This is a genomic window from Acidovorax sp. Leaf73 (assembly GCF_916855635.1).
GTDB lineage: Bacteria > Pseudomonadota > Gammaproteobacteria > Burkholderiales > Burkholderiaceae_C > Acidovorax > Acidovorax facilis.
The window spans coordinates 516,401-532,698 of the sequence record NZ_CAKASI010000002.1 but is presented as its reverse complement, the minus strand read 5'-3'; the positions used below and the strand labels follow the sequence as shown (position 1 = coordinate 532,698).

Annotated in this window: 15 protein-coding genes; 10 read left to right on the top strand and 5 right to left on the bottom strand. The window is 65.1% G+C overall.

Annotation, left to right across the window (positions count from 1 at the left end; all coding sequences use genetic code 11):
- Positions 1-2 precede the first annotated feature (2 nt).
- Genes LPA35_RS08805 through LPA35_RS08795 form a run of 3 tightly spaced genes read left to right on the top strand, consistent with a single transcriptional unit; the run spans position 3 to position 3,104 of the window.
- Positions 3-1,022 (top strand): MoxR family ATPase, encoded by a 1,020-nt coding sequence (locus tag LPA35_RS08805; protein WP_228896529.1) that lies wholly within the window; start codon positions 3-5, stop codon positions 1,020-1,022.
- Positions 1,003-2,028, top strand: coding sequence for a DUF58 domain-containing protein (locus LPA35_RS08800; protein ID WP_228896527.1), 1,026 nt, complete (start codon positions 1,003-1,005; stop codon positions 2,026-2,028). Before LPA35_RS08805 ends, LPA35_RS08800 begins: the two co-directional genes overlap by 20 nt.
- Before the next feature lie 32 nt (positions 2,029-2,060).
- On the top strand, positions 2,061-3,104 hold the full coding sequence (locus LPA35_RS08795) for a VWA domain-containing protein (protein WP_121420892.1): 1,044 nt from the start codon (positions 2,061-2,063) through the stop codon (positions 3,102-3,104).
- 208 nt (positions 3,105-3,312) lie between these two features.
- On the opposite strand, the gene LPA35_RS08790 is transcribed toward LPA35_RS08795, so the two are convergent.
- Together LPA35_RS08790 and LPA35_RS08785 are read right to left on the bottom strand one after the other, a co-directional pair.
- Positions 3,313-5,421 (bottom strand): diguanylate cyclase domain-containing protein, encoded by a 2,109-nt coding sequence (locus tag LPA35_RS08790; protein ID WP_228896525.1) that lies wholly within the window; start codon positions 5,419-5,421, stop codon positions 3,313-3,315.
- 317 nt (positions 5,422-5,738) lie between these two features.
- On the bottom strand, positions 5,739-6,362 hold the full coding sequence (locus tag LPA35_RS08785) for a Crp/Fnr family transcriptional regulator (RefSeq protein WP_055401449.1): 624 nt from the start codon (positions 6,360-6,362) through the stop codon (positions 5,739-5,741).
- Positions 6,363-6,626: 264 nt separating this feature from the next.
- Here LPA35_RS08785 and LPA35_RS08780 point away from each other — a divergent pair, with 264 nt between their 5' ends.
- The 4 genes from LPA35_RS08780 (at position 6,627) to LPA35_RS08765 (ending at position 11,015) form a co-directional block, all read left to right on the top strand.
- Positions 6,627-8,471 carry a phosphodiesterase gene (locus LPA35_RS08780; RefSeq protein ID WP_228896820.1) on the top strand — a complete coding sequence of 615 codons (1,845 nt, stop codon included), beginning with the start codon at positions 6,627-6,629 and terminating at the stop codon, positions 8,469-8,471.
- A gap of 436 nt (positions 8,472-8,907) precedes the next feature.
- Positions 8,908-9,315 (top strand): hypothetical protein, encoded by a 408-nt coding sequence (locus LPA35_RS08775; RefSeq protein WP_228896523.1) that lies wholly within the window; start codon positions 8,908-8,910, stop codon positions 9,313-9,315.
- A 707-nt stretch (positions 9,316-10,022) separates the two neighbouring features.
- The gene (locus LPA35_RS08770) at positions 10,023-10,406 is read left to right on the top strand and encodes a RidA family protein (RefSeq protein WP_228896520.1); all 384 of its coding nucleotides are present in this window, start codon (positions 10,023-10,025) and stop codon (positions 10,404-10,406) included.
- 174 nt (positions 10,407-10,580) lie between these two features.
- Positions 10,581-11,015 (top strand): DUF2267 domain-containing protein, encoded by a 435-nt coding sequence (locus LPA35_RS08765; protein ID WP_228896518.1) that lies wholly within the window; start codon positions 10,581-10,583, stop codon positions 11,013-11,015.
- A gap of 64 nt (positions 11,016-11,079) precedes the next feature.
- On the opposite strand, the gene LPA35_RS08760 is transcribed toward LPA35_RS08765, so the two are convergent.
- Positions 11,080-12,321 carry a urate hydroxylase PuuD gene (locus LPA35_RS08760; protein WP_228896516.1) on the bottom strand — a complete coding sequence of 414 codons (1,242 nt, stop codon included), beginning with the start codon at positions 12,319-12,321 and terminating at the stop codon, positions 11,080-11,082.
- Between the two features lie 212 nt (positions 12,322-12,533).
- Entirely contained in the window at positions 12,534-13,364 is an 831-nt protein-coding gene (xdhC, locus tag LPA35_RS08755; RefSeq protein ID WP_228896515.1) for a xanthine dehydrogenase accessory protein XdhC, read from the bottom strand.
- 67 nt (positions 13,365-13,431) lie between these two features.
- Between xdhC and LPA35_RS08750 the strand changes: the two genes are divergently transcribed.
- Positions 13,432-13,974 (top strand): hypothetical protein, encoded by a 543-nt coding sequence (locus LPA35_RS08750; RefSeq protein WP_228896513.1) that lies wholly within the window; start codon positions 13,432-13,434, stop codon positions 13,972-13,974.
- A gap of 169 nt (positions 13,975-14,143) precedes the next feature.
- On the opposite strand, the gene uraH is transcribed toward LPA35_RS08750, so the two are convergent.
- Positions 14,144-14,494 carry a hydroxyisourate hydrolase gene (gene uraH, locus LPA35_RS08745; RefSeq protein WP_055394878.1) on the bottom strand — a complete coding sequence of 117 codons (351 nt, stop codon included), beginning with the start codon at positions 14,492-14,494 and terminating at the stop codon, positions 14,144-14,146.
- Positions 14,495-14,602: 108 nt separating this feature from the next.
- On the opposite strand from uraH, the gene LPA35_RS08740 reads away from it, so the two are divergent.
- Both LPA35_RS08740 and puuE read left to right on the top strand, forming a co-directional pair.
- Entirely contained in the window at positions 14,603-15,280 is a 678-nt protein-coding gene (locus tag LPA35_RS08740) for a GntR family transcriptional regulator (RefSeq protein ID WP_228896511.1), read from the top strand.
- Positions 15,281-15,304: 24 nt separating this feature from the next.
- Positions 15,305-16,255 (top strand): allantoinase PuuE, encoded by a 951-nt coding sequence (gene puuE / locus LPA35_RS08735; RefSeq protein ID WP_228896509.1) that lies wholly within the window; start codon positions 15,305-15,307, stop codon positions 16,253-16,255.
- The last annotated feature ends 43 nt before the right edge of the window (positions 16,256-16,298 follow it).

Below are 16,298 nucleotides of genomic sequence, written 5' to 3'. Positions count from 1 at the left end.
CCATGGAAACCACCCCATCGCCCTCTGCCATGAACAACGCCGCCACCGCCACCCTGATGGAGCAGGTGCTCTACGAAGTCAAGCGCGTGGTGGTGGGCCAGGACCGCTTTCTGGAGCGGGTCATGGTGGCCATGCTCGCCCAGGGCCATCTGCTGGTCGAAGGTGTGCCGGGCCTGGCCAAGACGCTGACGGTGAAGACGCTGGCCAGCACCATCCAGGGCAGCTTCAAGCGCATCCAGTTCACGCCCGACCTGGTGCCCGCCGATCTGGTGGGCACGCGCATGTACAACCAGAAGACCGGCGAGTTCAGCACCACGCTGGGCCCGGTCTTCACCCACCTGCTGCTGGCCGATGAAATCAACCGCGCCCCAGCCAAGGTGCAAAGCGCCCTGCTGGAGGTGATGCAGGAGCGCCAGGTGACCATTGCGGGCGAGACCCACAAGGTGCCCGAGCCCTTCCTGGTCATGGCCACCCAGAACCCCATCGAGACCGAAGGCACCTACGCGCTGCCCGAAGCCCAGGTGGACCGCTTCATGATGAAAGTGCTGCTGGGCTATCCGTCCGAGGAAGAAGAGTTCGTGATCGCCCAGCGCGCGCTCGATGTGCCCGTGCAGGTGCTGCCCGTGGCCACCACCGCGCAGCTGGCGGCGCTGCAGGCCGAATGCCGCACCGTGTATGTAGACCCGTCAATGCTGCAATACGCCGTGAAGCTGGTGGCCGCCACCCGCGAGCCCACGCGGCATGGCCTCAAGGACCTGGAGGGCTACATAAGCTGCGGCGCCAGCCCGCGCGCCACCATTGCCCTCGCAGAGGGCGCCCAGGCCCTGGCCATGCTGCGCGGGCGCAACTATGTTCTGCCCGAAGACATGACCGACCTGGCGGCCGACGTGCTGCGCCACCGCATCGCGCTTTCGTACGAAGCGCTGTCCGAAGGGCTGGATGCCGATGCCCTCGTCAAGCGCATCATGGCCAAGATACCGGCGCCTGCTCGGCCTCTGCATCATGAGCAAAAAGTTGCCTGACACCACTTCAGCCACGGTCCACACGCTGCCCACCCTGCCGGGGCAGGCGGACCGGCTACTGCGCGAGCTGGAGTGGAAGGTGATCCGCCGCCTGGACGGCCTGCTGCAGGGCGACTACCGCACGCTGATGCGCGGCAGCGGCCTGGACCTGGCCGACCTGCGCGAGTACCAGCCGCATGACGACGTGCGCCACATCGACTGGAACGTCACTGCACGCCTGAACATCCCCCACGTGCGCGTGTTCACCGAAGACCGCGAGATGTCCGCCTGGTTTTTGCTGGACCTGAGCCCGTCCATCAACTTCGGCCCGCAGGGCAACGCCAAGCGCGACATCCTGACCGGCTTTGTGGCCGTGCTGTCGCGCCTGCTGACGCGCCACGGCAACCGCGTGGGCGCCATGCTCTACGGCGCAGGCAATGCACCCGCCCGCGCTGTGGATGCGGTGTTACCGCCCCGCAACAGCCGCGCCCATGTGCTGCATCTGGTGCACAGGCTGTTGACACCGCCCGCCCCTGCCACCGGCACATCCAAACCCGGCGGAGGCGCCACAGAACTGCACCGTTTGCTGCAAACGGGCCTGGCCAACCTGCGCCGCCGCTCCACGGTGTTTGTGGTGTCCGACTTCATCAGCGCACCCGGCTGGGAAAAGCCCCTGGCCCAACTCGCCCAGCGGCACGACGTGGTGGCCGTGCGCCTGCTCGACCCGCTGGAGTTGGAACTGCCCGATGTGGGCCTCATCACGCTGCGCGATGCCGAAAGCGGCGAGCAGCTGCAGGTGGACACCCACGACGCGGGCTTTCGCCGCCGCTTCGCCCGCCTGGCGGCCGAGCGCGAGGCCGTGCTACGCGAAGGCCTGACCCGCGCGGGCGCCGACACGCTGGAGCTGTGCACCGACGACGATCTGGTCGATGCCCTGCTGCGTTTCATGGACCTGCGCCAGCGCCGGGTACGCACCTCCCGAGCCGCGCCCTCCCGCGCTGCAGATCCGGCGCAGCACGCCGCCTGAACGAACCACGTCCCCGCCCGAAGGAACACACCATGGTTTTTCTCTGGCCCACCCTGCTCTGGCTGTTGCTGGTCGTGCCCCTGCTGGTGCTGATGTACTGGTGGCTGCTGCACCGGCGCAAGAAAACGGCGCTGAGCTATTCCAGCCTGTCGCTGGTGCGCGAGGCCATGGGCCCCGGCCAGAACCTGCGCCGCCACATCCCGCCCGCACTCTTTCTGCTGGCGCTGGTGGCGCTGCTGCTGGCCACCGCACGCCCGCTGGCCGTCATCACCCTGCCCTCGCAGGACCAGACCATCATGCTGGCCATGGATGTCTCGGGCAGCATGCGCGCCGCCGATGTGGAGCCCGACCGCCTCACCGCTGCGCAGAACGCCGCCAAGGCCTTCATCGCCGAGCTGCCCCGCCATGTGCGTGTGGGCATCGTGGCGTTTGCCGGCAGCGCCCAGCTGGCCCAGCTGCCCACGCAAAGCCGCGAAGACCTCGTCAAAGCCATCGACAGCTTTCAGCTGCAGCGCGGCACGGCCACGGGCAACGGCATCATGCTGTCGCTGGCCACCATCTTCCCCGACGCGGGCATCGACATCTCCGCCCTGGGCGGCCGCCAGGCCATGCGACCCAAACCCATTGACGAAATTGGCAAGCAAGACCCGGCCAAGGCGTTCACACCTGTGGCGCCCGGCTCCTACACCTCGGCCGCCATCATCATGCTGACCGACGGCCAGCGCACCACCGGCGTGGACCCGCTGGAGGCCGCCAAATGGGCGGCCGACCGGGGGGTGCGGGTGTACACCGTGGGCGTGGGTACGGTGGCGGGGGAGACCATCGGCTTTGAAGGCTGGTCCATGCGGGTGCGGCTGGACGAAGAAACCCTGAAGGCCGTGGCCACGCGCACCAACGCCGAGTACTTCCACGCGGCCACCGCCGCGGATTTGAAGAAGGTGTACGAGACGCTCAGCTCACGGCTGACGGTGGAGAAGCGGGAAACCGAAATCTCGTCATTGCTGGCGTTGCTGGGGGCGACGTTGGCGTTGCTGGCAGCCGGGCTGTCGGTGTGGTGGCACGGGCGGATTTTGTGAGATTTTTTGGCTCTACCGCTTACCAGACAAGCGTAAATAGCTACCATTTTTATAGCATACAGCCTGTAGTGCTTGTCTCGGGCGTGCTTGGGATGCGAGCAAGCGCCACCGTGCACTCCTCAGCATTCTCCAAACCATAGACTTCAAAAAAGATAGCTGTCAGCGCATTACCAGCCAGCGCTACACCCCAAAATCTTTTGGAATCTGCTCACGCCGCTCCCAGCGCCATCCGCCCCGACGCCGTCGCCTGGCTCGCATGGCGCGTCTCTACCCGGTTGCGCCCCGCGCGCTTGGCGTCGTAGCACGCCATGTCGGCCGCATACAGCACCGACGGCACATCCTGCAGACTCGCATCCAGCACCACCAACCCGATGCTCACCCCCAGCGTGAAGCTGCGCCCCTGGTACGAAGGCTCCCACGCCTGTACCGAGGCGCGCAGCTGCTCCGCCACCGCCTGGCCCCGTGCCAGCGCGCACCCGGGCAGCACCACCGCAAACTCGTCGCCGCCCAGCCGCGCGGCCCAGCCAATCTGGCGCACCTGGGATTCGAGCAAGCGGGCCACATGGCGCAGCACGTCGTCGCCCGCGTCATGCCCGGCAATGTCATTGACCACGGTGAAGTGGTCCAGATCCAGAAACAGCACCACGCCGTCCCCGGCTGCTTCGCTGCTGTCTGCATCCGGTGCGCGCGGGCGCATCGAGTGTTCGGCCAGCAGCAGGCCCAGACGCTCGTCAAACGCATTGCGGTTGTAAAGCTGGGTCAGGGCATCGTGCGTGCGCTCCCACGCCTGCTGCATCTGTGCCTCGCGTGCAGCGGTGATGTCCTCCAGAATCCAGACGGTGCCGCCTGCCATCTCGTCGGGCCGCACACCACGGCCCTGCACGCGGGCCCACACGGGGGTGCCATCCTTGCGCATGAAGCAGACATCGCCATCGAAGGCGCCATGTGCGGCGAACTCGGCCTGCACACGCTCGCCAATGCGGCCGTATTCGGCATCGTTGGCATACAGGGTGCGCGCCGGATGGCCCTGCAGTTCGCCCTCGGTGTAGCCCAGCATCAGGCAGGCCTGCCGGCTCACCACCTCCAGGATGCCGTGGCGCGAGATGACGATGCCCACGGAGGCACTGTCCAGCACGGCCTGGAACTGCCCGTCCAGCGTGGCCTTGTGCTGCTGCTGCAGGCTGCCCTGCTGCACCATGCCCTGGAACATTTGCACCAGTTCGCCCACTTCCCCCCCCGCACGTGGCCAGGCGACGGTGCCTTGCGGCGGGCCAGCACGCGTGCTGCGCCGCAGCAGCTGGCGGGCACTGTGCGTGAGCTGCGCCAGCGGCTGCGCCATCCAGGCCATCAGCCCGGCCACGAGCAGCATGCACAGCGCCATGCTGGCGGCGGCCAGCCACCAGGCTTCGCGCTGCGCGCCCTGCAGGGGCGCCAGCAGCGCCTGCGAGGGGCTGACCCGCGCCACGATCCATTGCGGCAGCGGCATGCCCGCCATGCTGACGATATGCTGGTCTTCAAGATGGGTCGTGCCCCGCCCTACCACTGGCTGGGCCTGCTCCAGCCAGCGGCTGTAGACGGGCGCCAGGCCCGTCTCGTCGCTCACCTTGCCCATGATGCGGGTCGGGTCCGAGTGCGAGAGGATGGTGCCGTCGCGCGTAAACACCAGCAGCCGAGAATCATCGCGCGCGGGCAGCGTCATGGACGGCGGCAGCAGGCCCTGCGATTGCAGGCGCAACGCACCTGCCACCACACCCAGCACAGTGCCGTCTTCGCGGTGCAGCGGCATGGTGAACATCACACGCGCGTCGCTGGTGCGCCCGGCAATCAGCTCGGACACCAGCGGCTTGCCGTCGATGAGCGTGCGGCGCAGCGCATCGCGCTCGGCGGGGTCCAGGTTGGAGGCCTTGTCCAGCCGCCCCCCACGCAAGTTCAGCCGCAGTTCTCCATTGTCGCGGGCGACCTGCATCGCATCAAAGAACTGAACGGCGGGCAGGCCCTGCTGCAGCAGCCATTCGAGGGCTGAGGGTGATTCAAGCATGGCAGGCGTAATACCAGCAGCCACCGTGCGCAACACCTTCTGGCTTTGCTCGATCTTGCTGGCCAGCAAGCGGGCCACCACCTCGACCTCATCGGTCTGCTGGCTCACCACCCGCCGCATGGCCTCCTGCCCGGAGGCCCGCGTGACCAGCCACGCCGACACCGCCCCCGACAGCCCCACGGCCAGCACCGCCACCAGCACCAGCCGCAACACCAGCGGACCGGGCATTGACCAGCCCGGCGCGTCCTGTGGCGGCGCAGGGTGGGTCGGGGGCGTCATGGACACTCCGCGCAGGGAGCGCCCGATGGGCGCAAAGGGGTGGCGTTGGGCATGGGGACAGGTCAAACCGGACAGGTCCCAACAAATATACGCAGCCCCTGCAGCCCAGGGCTTGGGTAGAACCCTCAGTGAAACCCAAGGACAAACCCTGACGAGGAAGCCCCCCTGAGCCGCTGCGCGGCTTCCCCCGGAGGGGGACGCACCCAGTGGCCTGGCAAAGCCAGTTCCACGGGTGCGCTGGCGGGCGGCGCGCCAGTAGCAGAGGCGGTGCGCGCTATTTTTCGCGCGGCGCCGAAGCCATCCACACTGGGTTCAGTTCAGCAACCCGCCATCGACTGCAGCGCCCGGGGCTGGGGCAGGTTCAGCACATTGCCCGTGCCGTGGATCAGGCCCAGCTCCCGCAGATGGCGCAGCACGCGCGAGAAGGTTTCGGGGGCGATGCCCAACTGCGCCGCAATCAGGCGCTTGCGCTGGTGCAGCGTGACCTGCATGGTGCCGCTGTGGTCGGGCTGGGCGTGGTTGAGCAACCACTGCGCGCAGCGCGATTCGGCATCCTGCGCGAGGCGGCTCACGGCCAGCTCGGACTGCTGGCGGTAGCCCTGAGCCATGTCGAGCAACAGGCCCCGTGCACCCGCCGGCATTTCTGCAAGGCTGCGGCGAAACTCCTCGATGGGAAGGCGGCGCACCTGCACACGGGTATCGGCCACCATGTCCACCGGCAGCGGCATGCCCATCAGGGCCGACGCGGCGTCCAGCCAGAACGGCCCTTCCACGGCCCCCAGCTGGTGGCGCAGGTAGCCATCGTCGAGCACACCGCGCAGCACGCGGCCACTTTCGAGGTGCAGCACAGACGTCAGCACCTCGTTGCGCCTGCGCAGCACTTCACCGGCGGCAATCACCTCGGTTTCGGCGGGCAGTGAGAAATAGGTAGAGGGCAGCATGGGACGGACTGTGCCGCGCCCCGGACCGCTGGGCATTGAGCAAGATCAAACCGAACCCTCGCGGCAGCCCTGCCGCTGCGCCAGGGTTGAGCCAACGCATGAACAACCTGCATGCCCCCCGAACGTCCACCCCAGGGAATGGCCTGCCACCTGACGGAAACAGTGTGTAACAAGGTTGTCACACCCGGCCGATATCGTGGGCACCTTGCTCAGAGCCCCCCATCTACCGTGACGCACAACCCCCTTTGGAGCCGACTGGAGGCGATGATGGCCTTGCTGTCCCCGGCTGCGCGCCATGGCAAGGGCCCTCTGGCACAACTCATGCGCGAAGGGGGCCTGCACTGCGTGTTCCAGCCCCTGGCCGACCTGCGCGAGGGCAGCGTGTATGCCCACGAAGCCCTGATCCGGGGCCCCGAGGGCACCCCTTTGCACACGCCCGATGCCTTGCTGGAGCTGGCGCGGCGCGAGCACATCCTTCAGGACTTCGAGCTGCTGTGCGTGTTCACCGCCTTGCAGCAGTGGGGCGTTCAGAAGGCGCCGGGCCGCCTGTTTGTGAACATCAGCGCCGACGCGCTGGTGCACGGGGTAGCCCTGGTGGGCGCGCCGATGCTGGGCGAGGCCGTGCGCAGCTTTGGCGTGAGCGCCCGCCTTCTGGTGCTGGAAATCACCGAGCACGAGCGCGTGACCGACATGCCCCAGCTGCGCCAGGCCATCAAGGCGGTGCACGCCTGCGGCGCGCGGCTGGCGCTGGACGACTTTGGCGACGGCCGCTCCAGCCTGCGGCTGTGGTCCGAGGTGAAGCCCGACTTCGTGAAGATCGACAAATACTTCATCCGCGACATCAGCAACCAGCCCGAAAACCTGCAGATGCTGCAGGCCATCAAGGGCATAGCCCATATGTTTGGCACCAAGCTGATTGCCGAAGGCATCGAGACACGCGACGACCTGCGCGCACTGCGGGACCTGGACGTTCCTTACGGCCAGGGCTGGCTGCTGGGCCGCCCTGCCAAGGCCCCGCGTGAGGCCGTGGAGAGCCCGGCACAGGAAGTGATGCAGGACCGCCGCGTGGCTGTGCTGCCGCACCTGGGCCAGACCGCACGCCCGGGCATCCTGCGCAGCCTGCTGGTGGTGCAGGCGCCCACCGCCGCGCCCGCCACCAGCAACGATGCAGTGGCCGCCATGTTCCATGAGCGCACCGACCTGCACGCGCTGGCCGTGGTGGACGGCACGCGCCCCGTGGCGCTCATCAACCGCCAGCAGTTCATGAACCACTACGCCACGCTGTACTTTCGCGAGGTGCATGGCCGCAAATCGTGCCTGGCGTTTGCCAACCAGGCACCGCGTGTGGTCGAGCTCGACTGTGACGTGGACCAGCTCGTGGGCATCCTCACCTCGCAGGACCAGCGGTATCTGAACGACGGCTACATCGTCACCGACAACGGCCGCTACCTGGGCCTGGGCACGGGCGACCAACTGGTGCGGGCCGTGACCGAGACCCGCATCGAAGCCGCGCGCCATGCCAACCCGCTGACCTTTCTGCCCGGCAACATCCCCATCAGCCTTCACATGCAGCGCCTGCTGGACCACCACACCGAGTTTGTGGCGTGTTATGCCGACCTGAACAACTTCAAGCCCTTCAATGACCACTACGGCTACTGGCGCGGCGACCAGATGATCCGCCTCGTCGCCCGTCTGGCCACGGCGCACTGCGACGCGCGGCGCGACTTTGTGGGCCATGTGGGTGGGGACGATTTCATGCTGATCTTCCAGAGCAGTAACTGGCTGCAGCGTTGCAAGAACATCGTGGACGCCTTTGCCCGCGAAGCGCTCACGCTGTTTGACGACGAGGCCCGGCGCGCCGGTGGCATCCAGGCCGAAGACCGGCATGGGGTGCCACGGTTCTTTCCGTGTACCACGCTGGCCATTGGTGCGGTGCGCATCACGCCCGGGCGTTTTCGGCATGCCGAGGAAGTGGCCAACCAGGCAGCCGTGGCCAAGCACGAGGCCAAGCAGGCAGCGACCGGGGTGGTGCTGCATGGCGGGTTTACCGAGTCGAGCCTGGGCGCACTGGCTGCTACGCGGGCGCTGCAGGATGTGCTGGCGGCATAGGGAGTAGAAGGGCCGCAGCGCGAGCGTTGGGCCTGTAGCGCGACTACACCGCAATGAGCATTCGCACGGCGCAGAGGCCAGTGCCCCCAGCGCAGCTTCCGTCGGCTACTGCCACTGCACGATCAAGAGGTAGGCTTGTCCGCTTGGAGCCCAGGCGCGCCTGTGAGCGCCACTCCCACACCCGATCATTGACCCTGTTCGCGGCTGAAATCTGAGTCTCGGTCACCCAGCCTTGCTGCGATGTCGCAGGCTATAGTTTGCTCGGCTGAGGCGTGCCGGGTTTCGCGGAATTTTTATACCTGGATATTTGCACAGCACAGCGACCGCAATCCCAGGCTGTAAGCCAATTTCAGGAGGAATCCGTGTCCAGAATACTTCGCAAGCGCAAGGTCCAGTGTATTTCGCAAGGTTTGCGGGATACATCACGTTAGGCAGCATGGATAAGCGCCTCGCTCTGCTCATTGAAGACTACCTCTCGTCAGTCGCGTCTGCTGTGCGGCTCCTTGAAGAAAACGGCATTGCTCGCCCGAAAAGCAATGATGCGTGGGCTTGTAATGAAGTCCCGCAAACAGGTGTCCTTGCGGGCGGAGTGAAGTACTTCAAACACGGCTTTGGCTGTGCAGTACACCTCAAAGGTGGTTCGGTAGATTTTGATTTCGGTGCAAACGGCGAAACAAATGGGTTCGACATTTGGCGTCTATCGAACTTCGCCGATGAACGCCTCGCTCAATACGGGTTCACGTCAGAGAAAGAACTTGAGGCTTGCTTCAAAGCAGAGGTCGAGGCTGGCTCAATCATCTATTCCGGCTACATCCTTCACTACCTTCGCGAAAATGCTGCCTAACCCGTCAATCGAGGCGACAAACACCGGCGTTCAACGTTTGCGCGCCTTTGCCAAGGCCGTGCCGCCGGTGTTTGCGCCTCATCTCCAACGTTAGGTTCGCAAGTCATGCCTTGTCCCACGCCTGAAGAGATCAACATCCATGACTCTCTTGATGAGCGAGTCGCGCTAGAGATTTTCCAGGGAAAATCCCAAAGGGAGGCAATTGCGTTGTTCCATGAGAACGCGATGCTGTGCGCAGAGGCGCTGGTCCACATGGGGCCGCGCGCCCGACTCTACTATCTCGACGCATACTTACAGTACCTTGCGTCAGACGCATCGAGAGGCAATGAGTGGGCTTCATCAAGTCTGCCGCCCGTTGCACAAGCTGTCATCGAGTCCGGCCTCGCTAGTGCCCAGACTCAAGAGAAGCTTCTCGTAGCTCTTGAGCGGGTTCACTCCCAGTTTGCTAGCTATGTACCCGACAGAATGACTCAGCGCATCTACCATCAAGTTCCGGGTGAGGTTCGCAGAGTGATTGCCCTATTGCGTCCAGGAGTGCAAACCTAACTATGCGTTCAAGCGGACCGCGGGGAGAGACTTTCGTGTTTCCTGATGTTGTATCGGCCCGCGGCCGCTTAACGCGGCGTTAAGCGTCAGGACAATGGATAGTTCGATGAGCGCCACTTTGAGCAACAGCTCATCCCAACCCAAATTTGCACCGTTACGCCATGAATGAAGCCGAAGTAGCAGCTGGCCTTGCAAGCACACCGATGTACCGATACGCGCAACAGGTAGGCGATCAGCTCTTCGTCGCAGGCCAAGTGCCTCTGAACTCTTGCGGCGAACTGGTGACACCCGATGACGCGGCTGCCCAAGCGACGCAGTGCCTACGGAATCTGGAGCTACTCCTGTCGGTGCATGGCTTCTCGATCACGGACATTCGGCAACTCCTGGTTTACGTCGTCGGAGATCGAATCCAACTCGAAAGCGCTTGGGCCGCCGTCGCTGCGTGGTTCGCTGAGGATGTTCCGCCAGCTACCCTGCTGGGTGTTGCCTGCCTTGGCTACGAAGGTCAACTCGTTGAAATCGATGCACGAGTCATCAAGGCCTAACCACCCTACGCTCTGGGCGTCGCATAGCCCTCACATCGATTGGACTCGCTCCGGCAGGCTGCTCATGTCAAACCTTGAGCGTCAGCCTCTGTTTGCCGCCACCGCAGTTCCTGACCGAATCCCGCCGCCGCACGCTGCGCTTCGCAACCACCCAATTCTTACGCCCCAAACCTCATGCCCTGGCCTCCAGAATACCAACGAGCATCCGTCGATTTCGAGAAGTTCATGGTGGCAGCCCGCGATCACGCCGGCCTGGCGACGACGAACATGGCCTGGAACATGGTCGAAGGCGTGCTTCATGTTTTCCGTCGCAGGCTTACTCTCGAGCAAGCGCTTCGCTTTGCAGATCAGTTGCCGCCTGCTGTAAGAGGTCTCTTCGTCGAAGGCTGGAGACCTGGCGATCACGTCGCCAGCGTCGGCACCCGGGCCGATTTACTGGAAGAAGTCCGCTCGCTGCGCCGCGAACACAACTTCTCCCCCGACAACGCCATTGAGTCCGTTGGATTCGCGTTATTCGCTGTAATCCCGTCGGACGCCTTCGCTCGTGCGTTGGAGGCACTGCCACCCGAACTGCGCGAGCTTTGGAGTGGAGTTGGCAAGCCCGCCTGACCCCTGCCAGGTTCGGCGAGCGAGGCCTCGCCTCTGCATTGGTCGGACCAATCCCGGCGAAACCTCAAGGCCCCGTAGGCGCCCCCGCCTCAAACCACCGCCCAATCAGCGCCCGCTCCGCGTCGGTGATCTGCGTGGCGTTGTTCATGGGCATGAGTTTTTGCACCACCACCTGCTGGTAGATGGCCTGGGCGTGTTGCTTGACCATGTCCGGTGAATCGAGCCGCAGGTTCTTCATCTGCACCGCCTCGCCGTGGCACAGGTAGCAGCGTTGCTCCAGCACCGCTTGCACCGATTTGTAGTCATTTTGGCCGCTAGCGCTTGCTGGAATTGCGCTAGCAGCTCCTGAAACAGGAGCACCACTGACAGCAGCCATGGGCGCGGGGCGCATCCACACGATGGCGCCGACGATGACGGCCACGCCCACCAGCGCATAGGGCAGCGGGTTGCCGTTGCGGCCCAGCTTGTAGCCGTGGCGCATCACAAAGAACTGGCGGATGGCGGCGCCCGCAAACATCATCAGGATCAGCACCAGCCAGTTTTGCGGGTGGCTCCAGGTAAAGCTGTAGTGGTTGCTCAGCATGGCAAACAGCACCGGCAGCGTGAAGTAGGTGTTGTGCACGCTGCGCTGTTTGCCGCGCTTGCCGTGGATCGGGTCCACCGGTTCGCCCGCCTTGATCTGTGCGATCACGGTGCGCTGGCCGGGGATGATCCAAAAGAAAACGTTGGCACTCATGGCCGTGGCGATCATCGCGCCCACCAGCAAGAAGGCTGCGCGGCCAGCAAACCAGTGGCAGGCCAGCCACGAGGCGATGCACACCAGCACGAAGACGAGCGCACCCACGATGGCGTCGCCGTTCTTCCTCTGGCCAAAGATGCGGCAGATCGCGTCGTACAGCAGCCAGAACACGAAGAAGAACGCGAGCGCCACCACGATGGCCGTGGCAGGCGCCCAGTCCATCTTCGACTTGTCGATGAGGTAGGTGCTGGCGCTGTACAGGTACGACACGGTGAACAGCGCAAAGCCGCTGATCCAGGTGCTGTAGCTTTCCCAGAAGAACCAGTGGAGGTGGCCGGGCAGCTTGGGCGGCGACACGGCGAACTTGACCGGGTGGTAGAACCCGCCGCCGTGCACGGCCCAGAGCTCGCCGCTGACGCCCTGTTTTTTGAGGTCTTCGTCTTCGGGCGGCGTGAGGCTGCTGTCGAGGAAGACAAAGTAGAACGACGAGCCAATCCAGGCGATGGCGGTGATGACGTGGACCCAGCGCAACAGCAGGTTGGCCCAGTCGAGAAAGTAGCTTTCCATATCTCAACCTTGATGGCGCGTCAGCGCCAAACAGCAAACCTGCTCACCACTGCGGGCGCTCTGAGCAGAAATTTTGGTCGCGCACCTTGGCGGGCAAACCCGCCGGGGCACCGCTGCGACCCGTAAACCGTCAACAAATCCGTTGAAAAGTGTATGCAGGAATTGTTCCCGACTCCAGCCCCAATCCGAGGCATGGAGGCCCGGAATTACCCTCAGCCCGCCCCCTTCAGAGTCTGCAGCAGCTGCGCAGCCACCGCGACGGCGATCACTTCGGGCTCCTTGCCCTCAATGCCGGGGATACCAATGGGGCAGGTGACCTGGGCCAGTTCGTCCTGTGCAAAGCCGCGCCCATGCAGGCGATTGCGAAACGTCGCCCATTTGGTCTTGCTGCCGATGAGGCCGATGAAAGGCAGGTCGCCCTGTTCACGCTGGCGGCGCAGGCAGGCGGCCACCACGTCCAGGTCTTCGGCATGGCTGAAGCTCATGATCAGCACGCGGCTGCCCGGCGCCAGGCGGGGCACAGCCAGTTGCACGGGCTCGGAGTGTTCGCAGACCACGCCCTCGGGCGTGGGGCTGGGGAAGATGCCGTCGCGGCTGTCGATCCAGGTCAGCGCAAACGGCAGCGGCGCCAGCACCCGCGCCAGCGCGTGGCCCACATGGCCGCCACCGAACAGTGCCACGGGGTGCTGGCGCGGTGACAGGCGCGCGCGCAGACCCGCAGCGGGTGCCAGGTCGGCAGCGGTCAGCACCTCAAAACCCAGGTACACCACGCCCCCGCAGCATTGCCCCAGCGCCGGGCCCAGTGCAAAACGCATGGGTGGCTGCCCCGGGGCCGGGCCGGGCACACCGCCCAGGCGGCGGCGCGCTTCGGCAATCGCCTGCAGCTCCAGATGGCCGCCGCCGATGGTGCCCACGATACGGTCTGCGAACACGGCCATCCACGCGCCGGGTTCACGCGGGGCCGAGCCTTCGGTAGACTCCACCCTTACCAGACAGGCGGGGGCGGCTGCAAGGCCGTCCAGCAACAAAAGTACATCAGTCAATCCAGATCCTTCACGCCACCAAGGGTCGCCCGCCCCACGGGGCATCGTTCAGTTCACAAAAGCCATCATGCCGCCCACCCCCACCGAGCGCTCCTCCAGCCACCGCAGCCACTGGCTGCTTGCCGGACTCATGGCCGCCGTTGCATCGCTGGTGGCGGCCTGCAAGTCGGCCCCCGAGCCACCAGCCCCGGCGCAGGACAGCACCATGCCCAGCCCGGACGCCGCAGGCGTCAAGGGGCCTGTGCCCGCTGCCGCAGGCTCGGCCCGCGCGTCTGCCGCCAGCACGGCACGCGCCTACCGCGAAGACGCCGCCACCCACCTTTATGGCCTGAACGCACAGCGTGTGTACAAGGGCAAGCTGCCGCCCATGCTGTATGCCATCGGCGTGCTGGAGGTGGATATCGACCGCGCCGGCAAGGTCACGCGCCTGCGCTGGATGCGTGCTCCCAAACACGCCCCCGAGGTGGTGGCCGAAATCGAACGCACCGTGCACGCCGCAGCCCCCTTCCCTGCGCCCACGCGCATGGGCAAGGTCACCTACACCGACACCTGGTTGTGGGATAAAAGCGGGCATTTCCAGCTCGATACGCTCACCGAAGGGCAGCATTAGGTACATCCCCCTGAGCGGCTACGCCGCTTCCCCGTTCTCTCGAAATCGCTCCGCGACTTCGGGAAAGGGGACGATGCCTTCGCTGCGGGGCGGCCCTTGCTTGGCATCCCTGGTCCGGGCAGCGCCCGTAAATACGGCCACGCGATGCCACGCACCGCAGCAGTACCTCTCACGACCCACGGTAGGTCGAATAGCTCCACGGGCTGACCAGCAAGGGCACGTGGTAGTGCTGGTCGGCGTGCGCAATGCCGAAGTCCAGGCTCACCTGGTTCAGAAAATTGGGTTCGGGCAACTCCACACCCCGGGCCTTGAAGTACCCCGCCACATCAAACCGCAGCCGGTAGGTGCCGGTGCGCAGGCTGGCGTTGTCAAACAGCGGGGCATCGGTGCGGCCATCGTGGTTCAGCACCAGGCGCTTGATGAGGGTGGCGTTGTCGCCGTCGGTGGAGTACAGGGCCACCTCCATGCCAGCGGCGGGGCAGCCGTTCATGGTGTCCAGAACGTGGGTGCTCAATCCCATAGGGAATCTCCTGAAGTGGGGGCCACGGCCAATCGGCGAGGATTGCCGGACCGCAGTGTGTAGACCAAAAGTGTATACACTTTTCGCCATCCACCGTATCATGCCGCCATGGAATCCTCATCCACCAGCGCCATTGTTGACGCTCTGACCCGCGCCATCGTAGAGCACCGCCTGCAGCCAGGCACCAAACTGGCCGAGCAGAAACTGGCCGACCACTTTGGCGTGTCGCGCACGCTGGTGCGCCAGGCGCTGTTTCAGCTTGCGCAAAACCGCCTCGTCACGCTGGAGCCCGCGCGCGGTGCGTTCGTGTCCACCCCTTCGGTGGAAGAAGCGCGCCAGGTGTTCGCCGTGCGCCGCATGCTGGAGACCGAGATGACCCGCGCCTTCGTGCGGAGCGTAACCCCGGCCAAGATCAAGGCGCTGCGCACCCATGTGGCCAGCGAGAAGGCCGCCATGGACACCGCCGACGCCAGCAGCCGCACCGAGTTGCTGGGCGACTTCCATGTGCGCATGGCCGAGCTGATGGGCAACGAGGTGCTGGCGCAGATGCTGGGCGACCTGATCTCGCGCTGCGCGCTCATCACGCTGATGTACCAGTCGGCCAGCGCCGCAGAACACTCGCACGAGGAGCACGCCGACATCGTGACAGCCCTGGCCGCGCGTGACGAAGAACGCGCCGTCGCCCTGATGCAAAGCCACCTCGAACATGTCGAAGCCAGCCTGACCTTTGACCGCAAGCGCCCGGCCAGCGACCTGGCCGCCGCCCTGGCCCCCATCACTGCCTGACCTTCCGAAGTTTTCCGCATTCCCATGATCTACGACTCCACCCAAGCCTACCCCCGCGACCTCATCGGCTACGGCAAGACTCCGCCCCACGCGCAGTGGCCGGGCGGTGCGCGCATTGCCGTGCAGTTTGTGCTGAACTACGAGGAAGGCGGCGAAAACGCCGTGCTGCATGGCGACGCGGGCAGCGAGCAGTTCCTCTCCGAAATGTTCAACCCCGCCAGCTACCCCGAGCGGCACATGAGCATGGAGGGCATCTACGAATACGGCTCGCGCGCCGGCGTGTGGCGCATCCTGCGCGAGTTTGAAAAACGCAATCTGCCGCTCACGGTGTTTGGCGTGTCCACTGCTCTGCAGCGCCACCCCGAGCTCACAGCCGCCTTGGGGGAGCTGGGCCACGAGATCGCCTGCCACGGCCTCAAGTGGATCCACTACCAGCACATCCCTGAAGAGGTGGAACGCGCCCACATGCAAGAAGCCATGGACATCCTCCAGCGCATGACGGGCGCGCGCCCCCTGGGCTGGTACACCGGCCGCGACAGCCCCAACACCCGCCGCCTGGTGGCCGACTTTGGCGGCTTTGAATACGACAGCGACTACTACGGCGATGACCTGCCCTTCTGGATGAAGGTGCGCAAAACCGATGGCAGCACGGCACCCCAGCTCATCGTGCCCTACACGCTGGACTGCAACGACATGCGCTTTGCCCTACCACAGGGTTACTCGCACGCCGACCCGTTCTTTCAGTACATGAAGGACACCTTCGACGCACTGTATGCCGAGGGTGACCCCGACGGTGACAACGCCCCCAAGATGATGAGCATCGGCATGCATTGCCGCCTGTTGGGCCGCCCCGGCCGCATCACGGCATTGCAGCGTTTTCTGGACCACATCGCACAGCATGACAAGGTGTGGGTGGCGCGGCGCATCGACATTGCGCGCCACTGGGCGCAGCACCACCCTGCGCCCGCCGTGTGAGTCACATTGATGAATCAAATTGCCCCCAGCGCTTATCCAACAA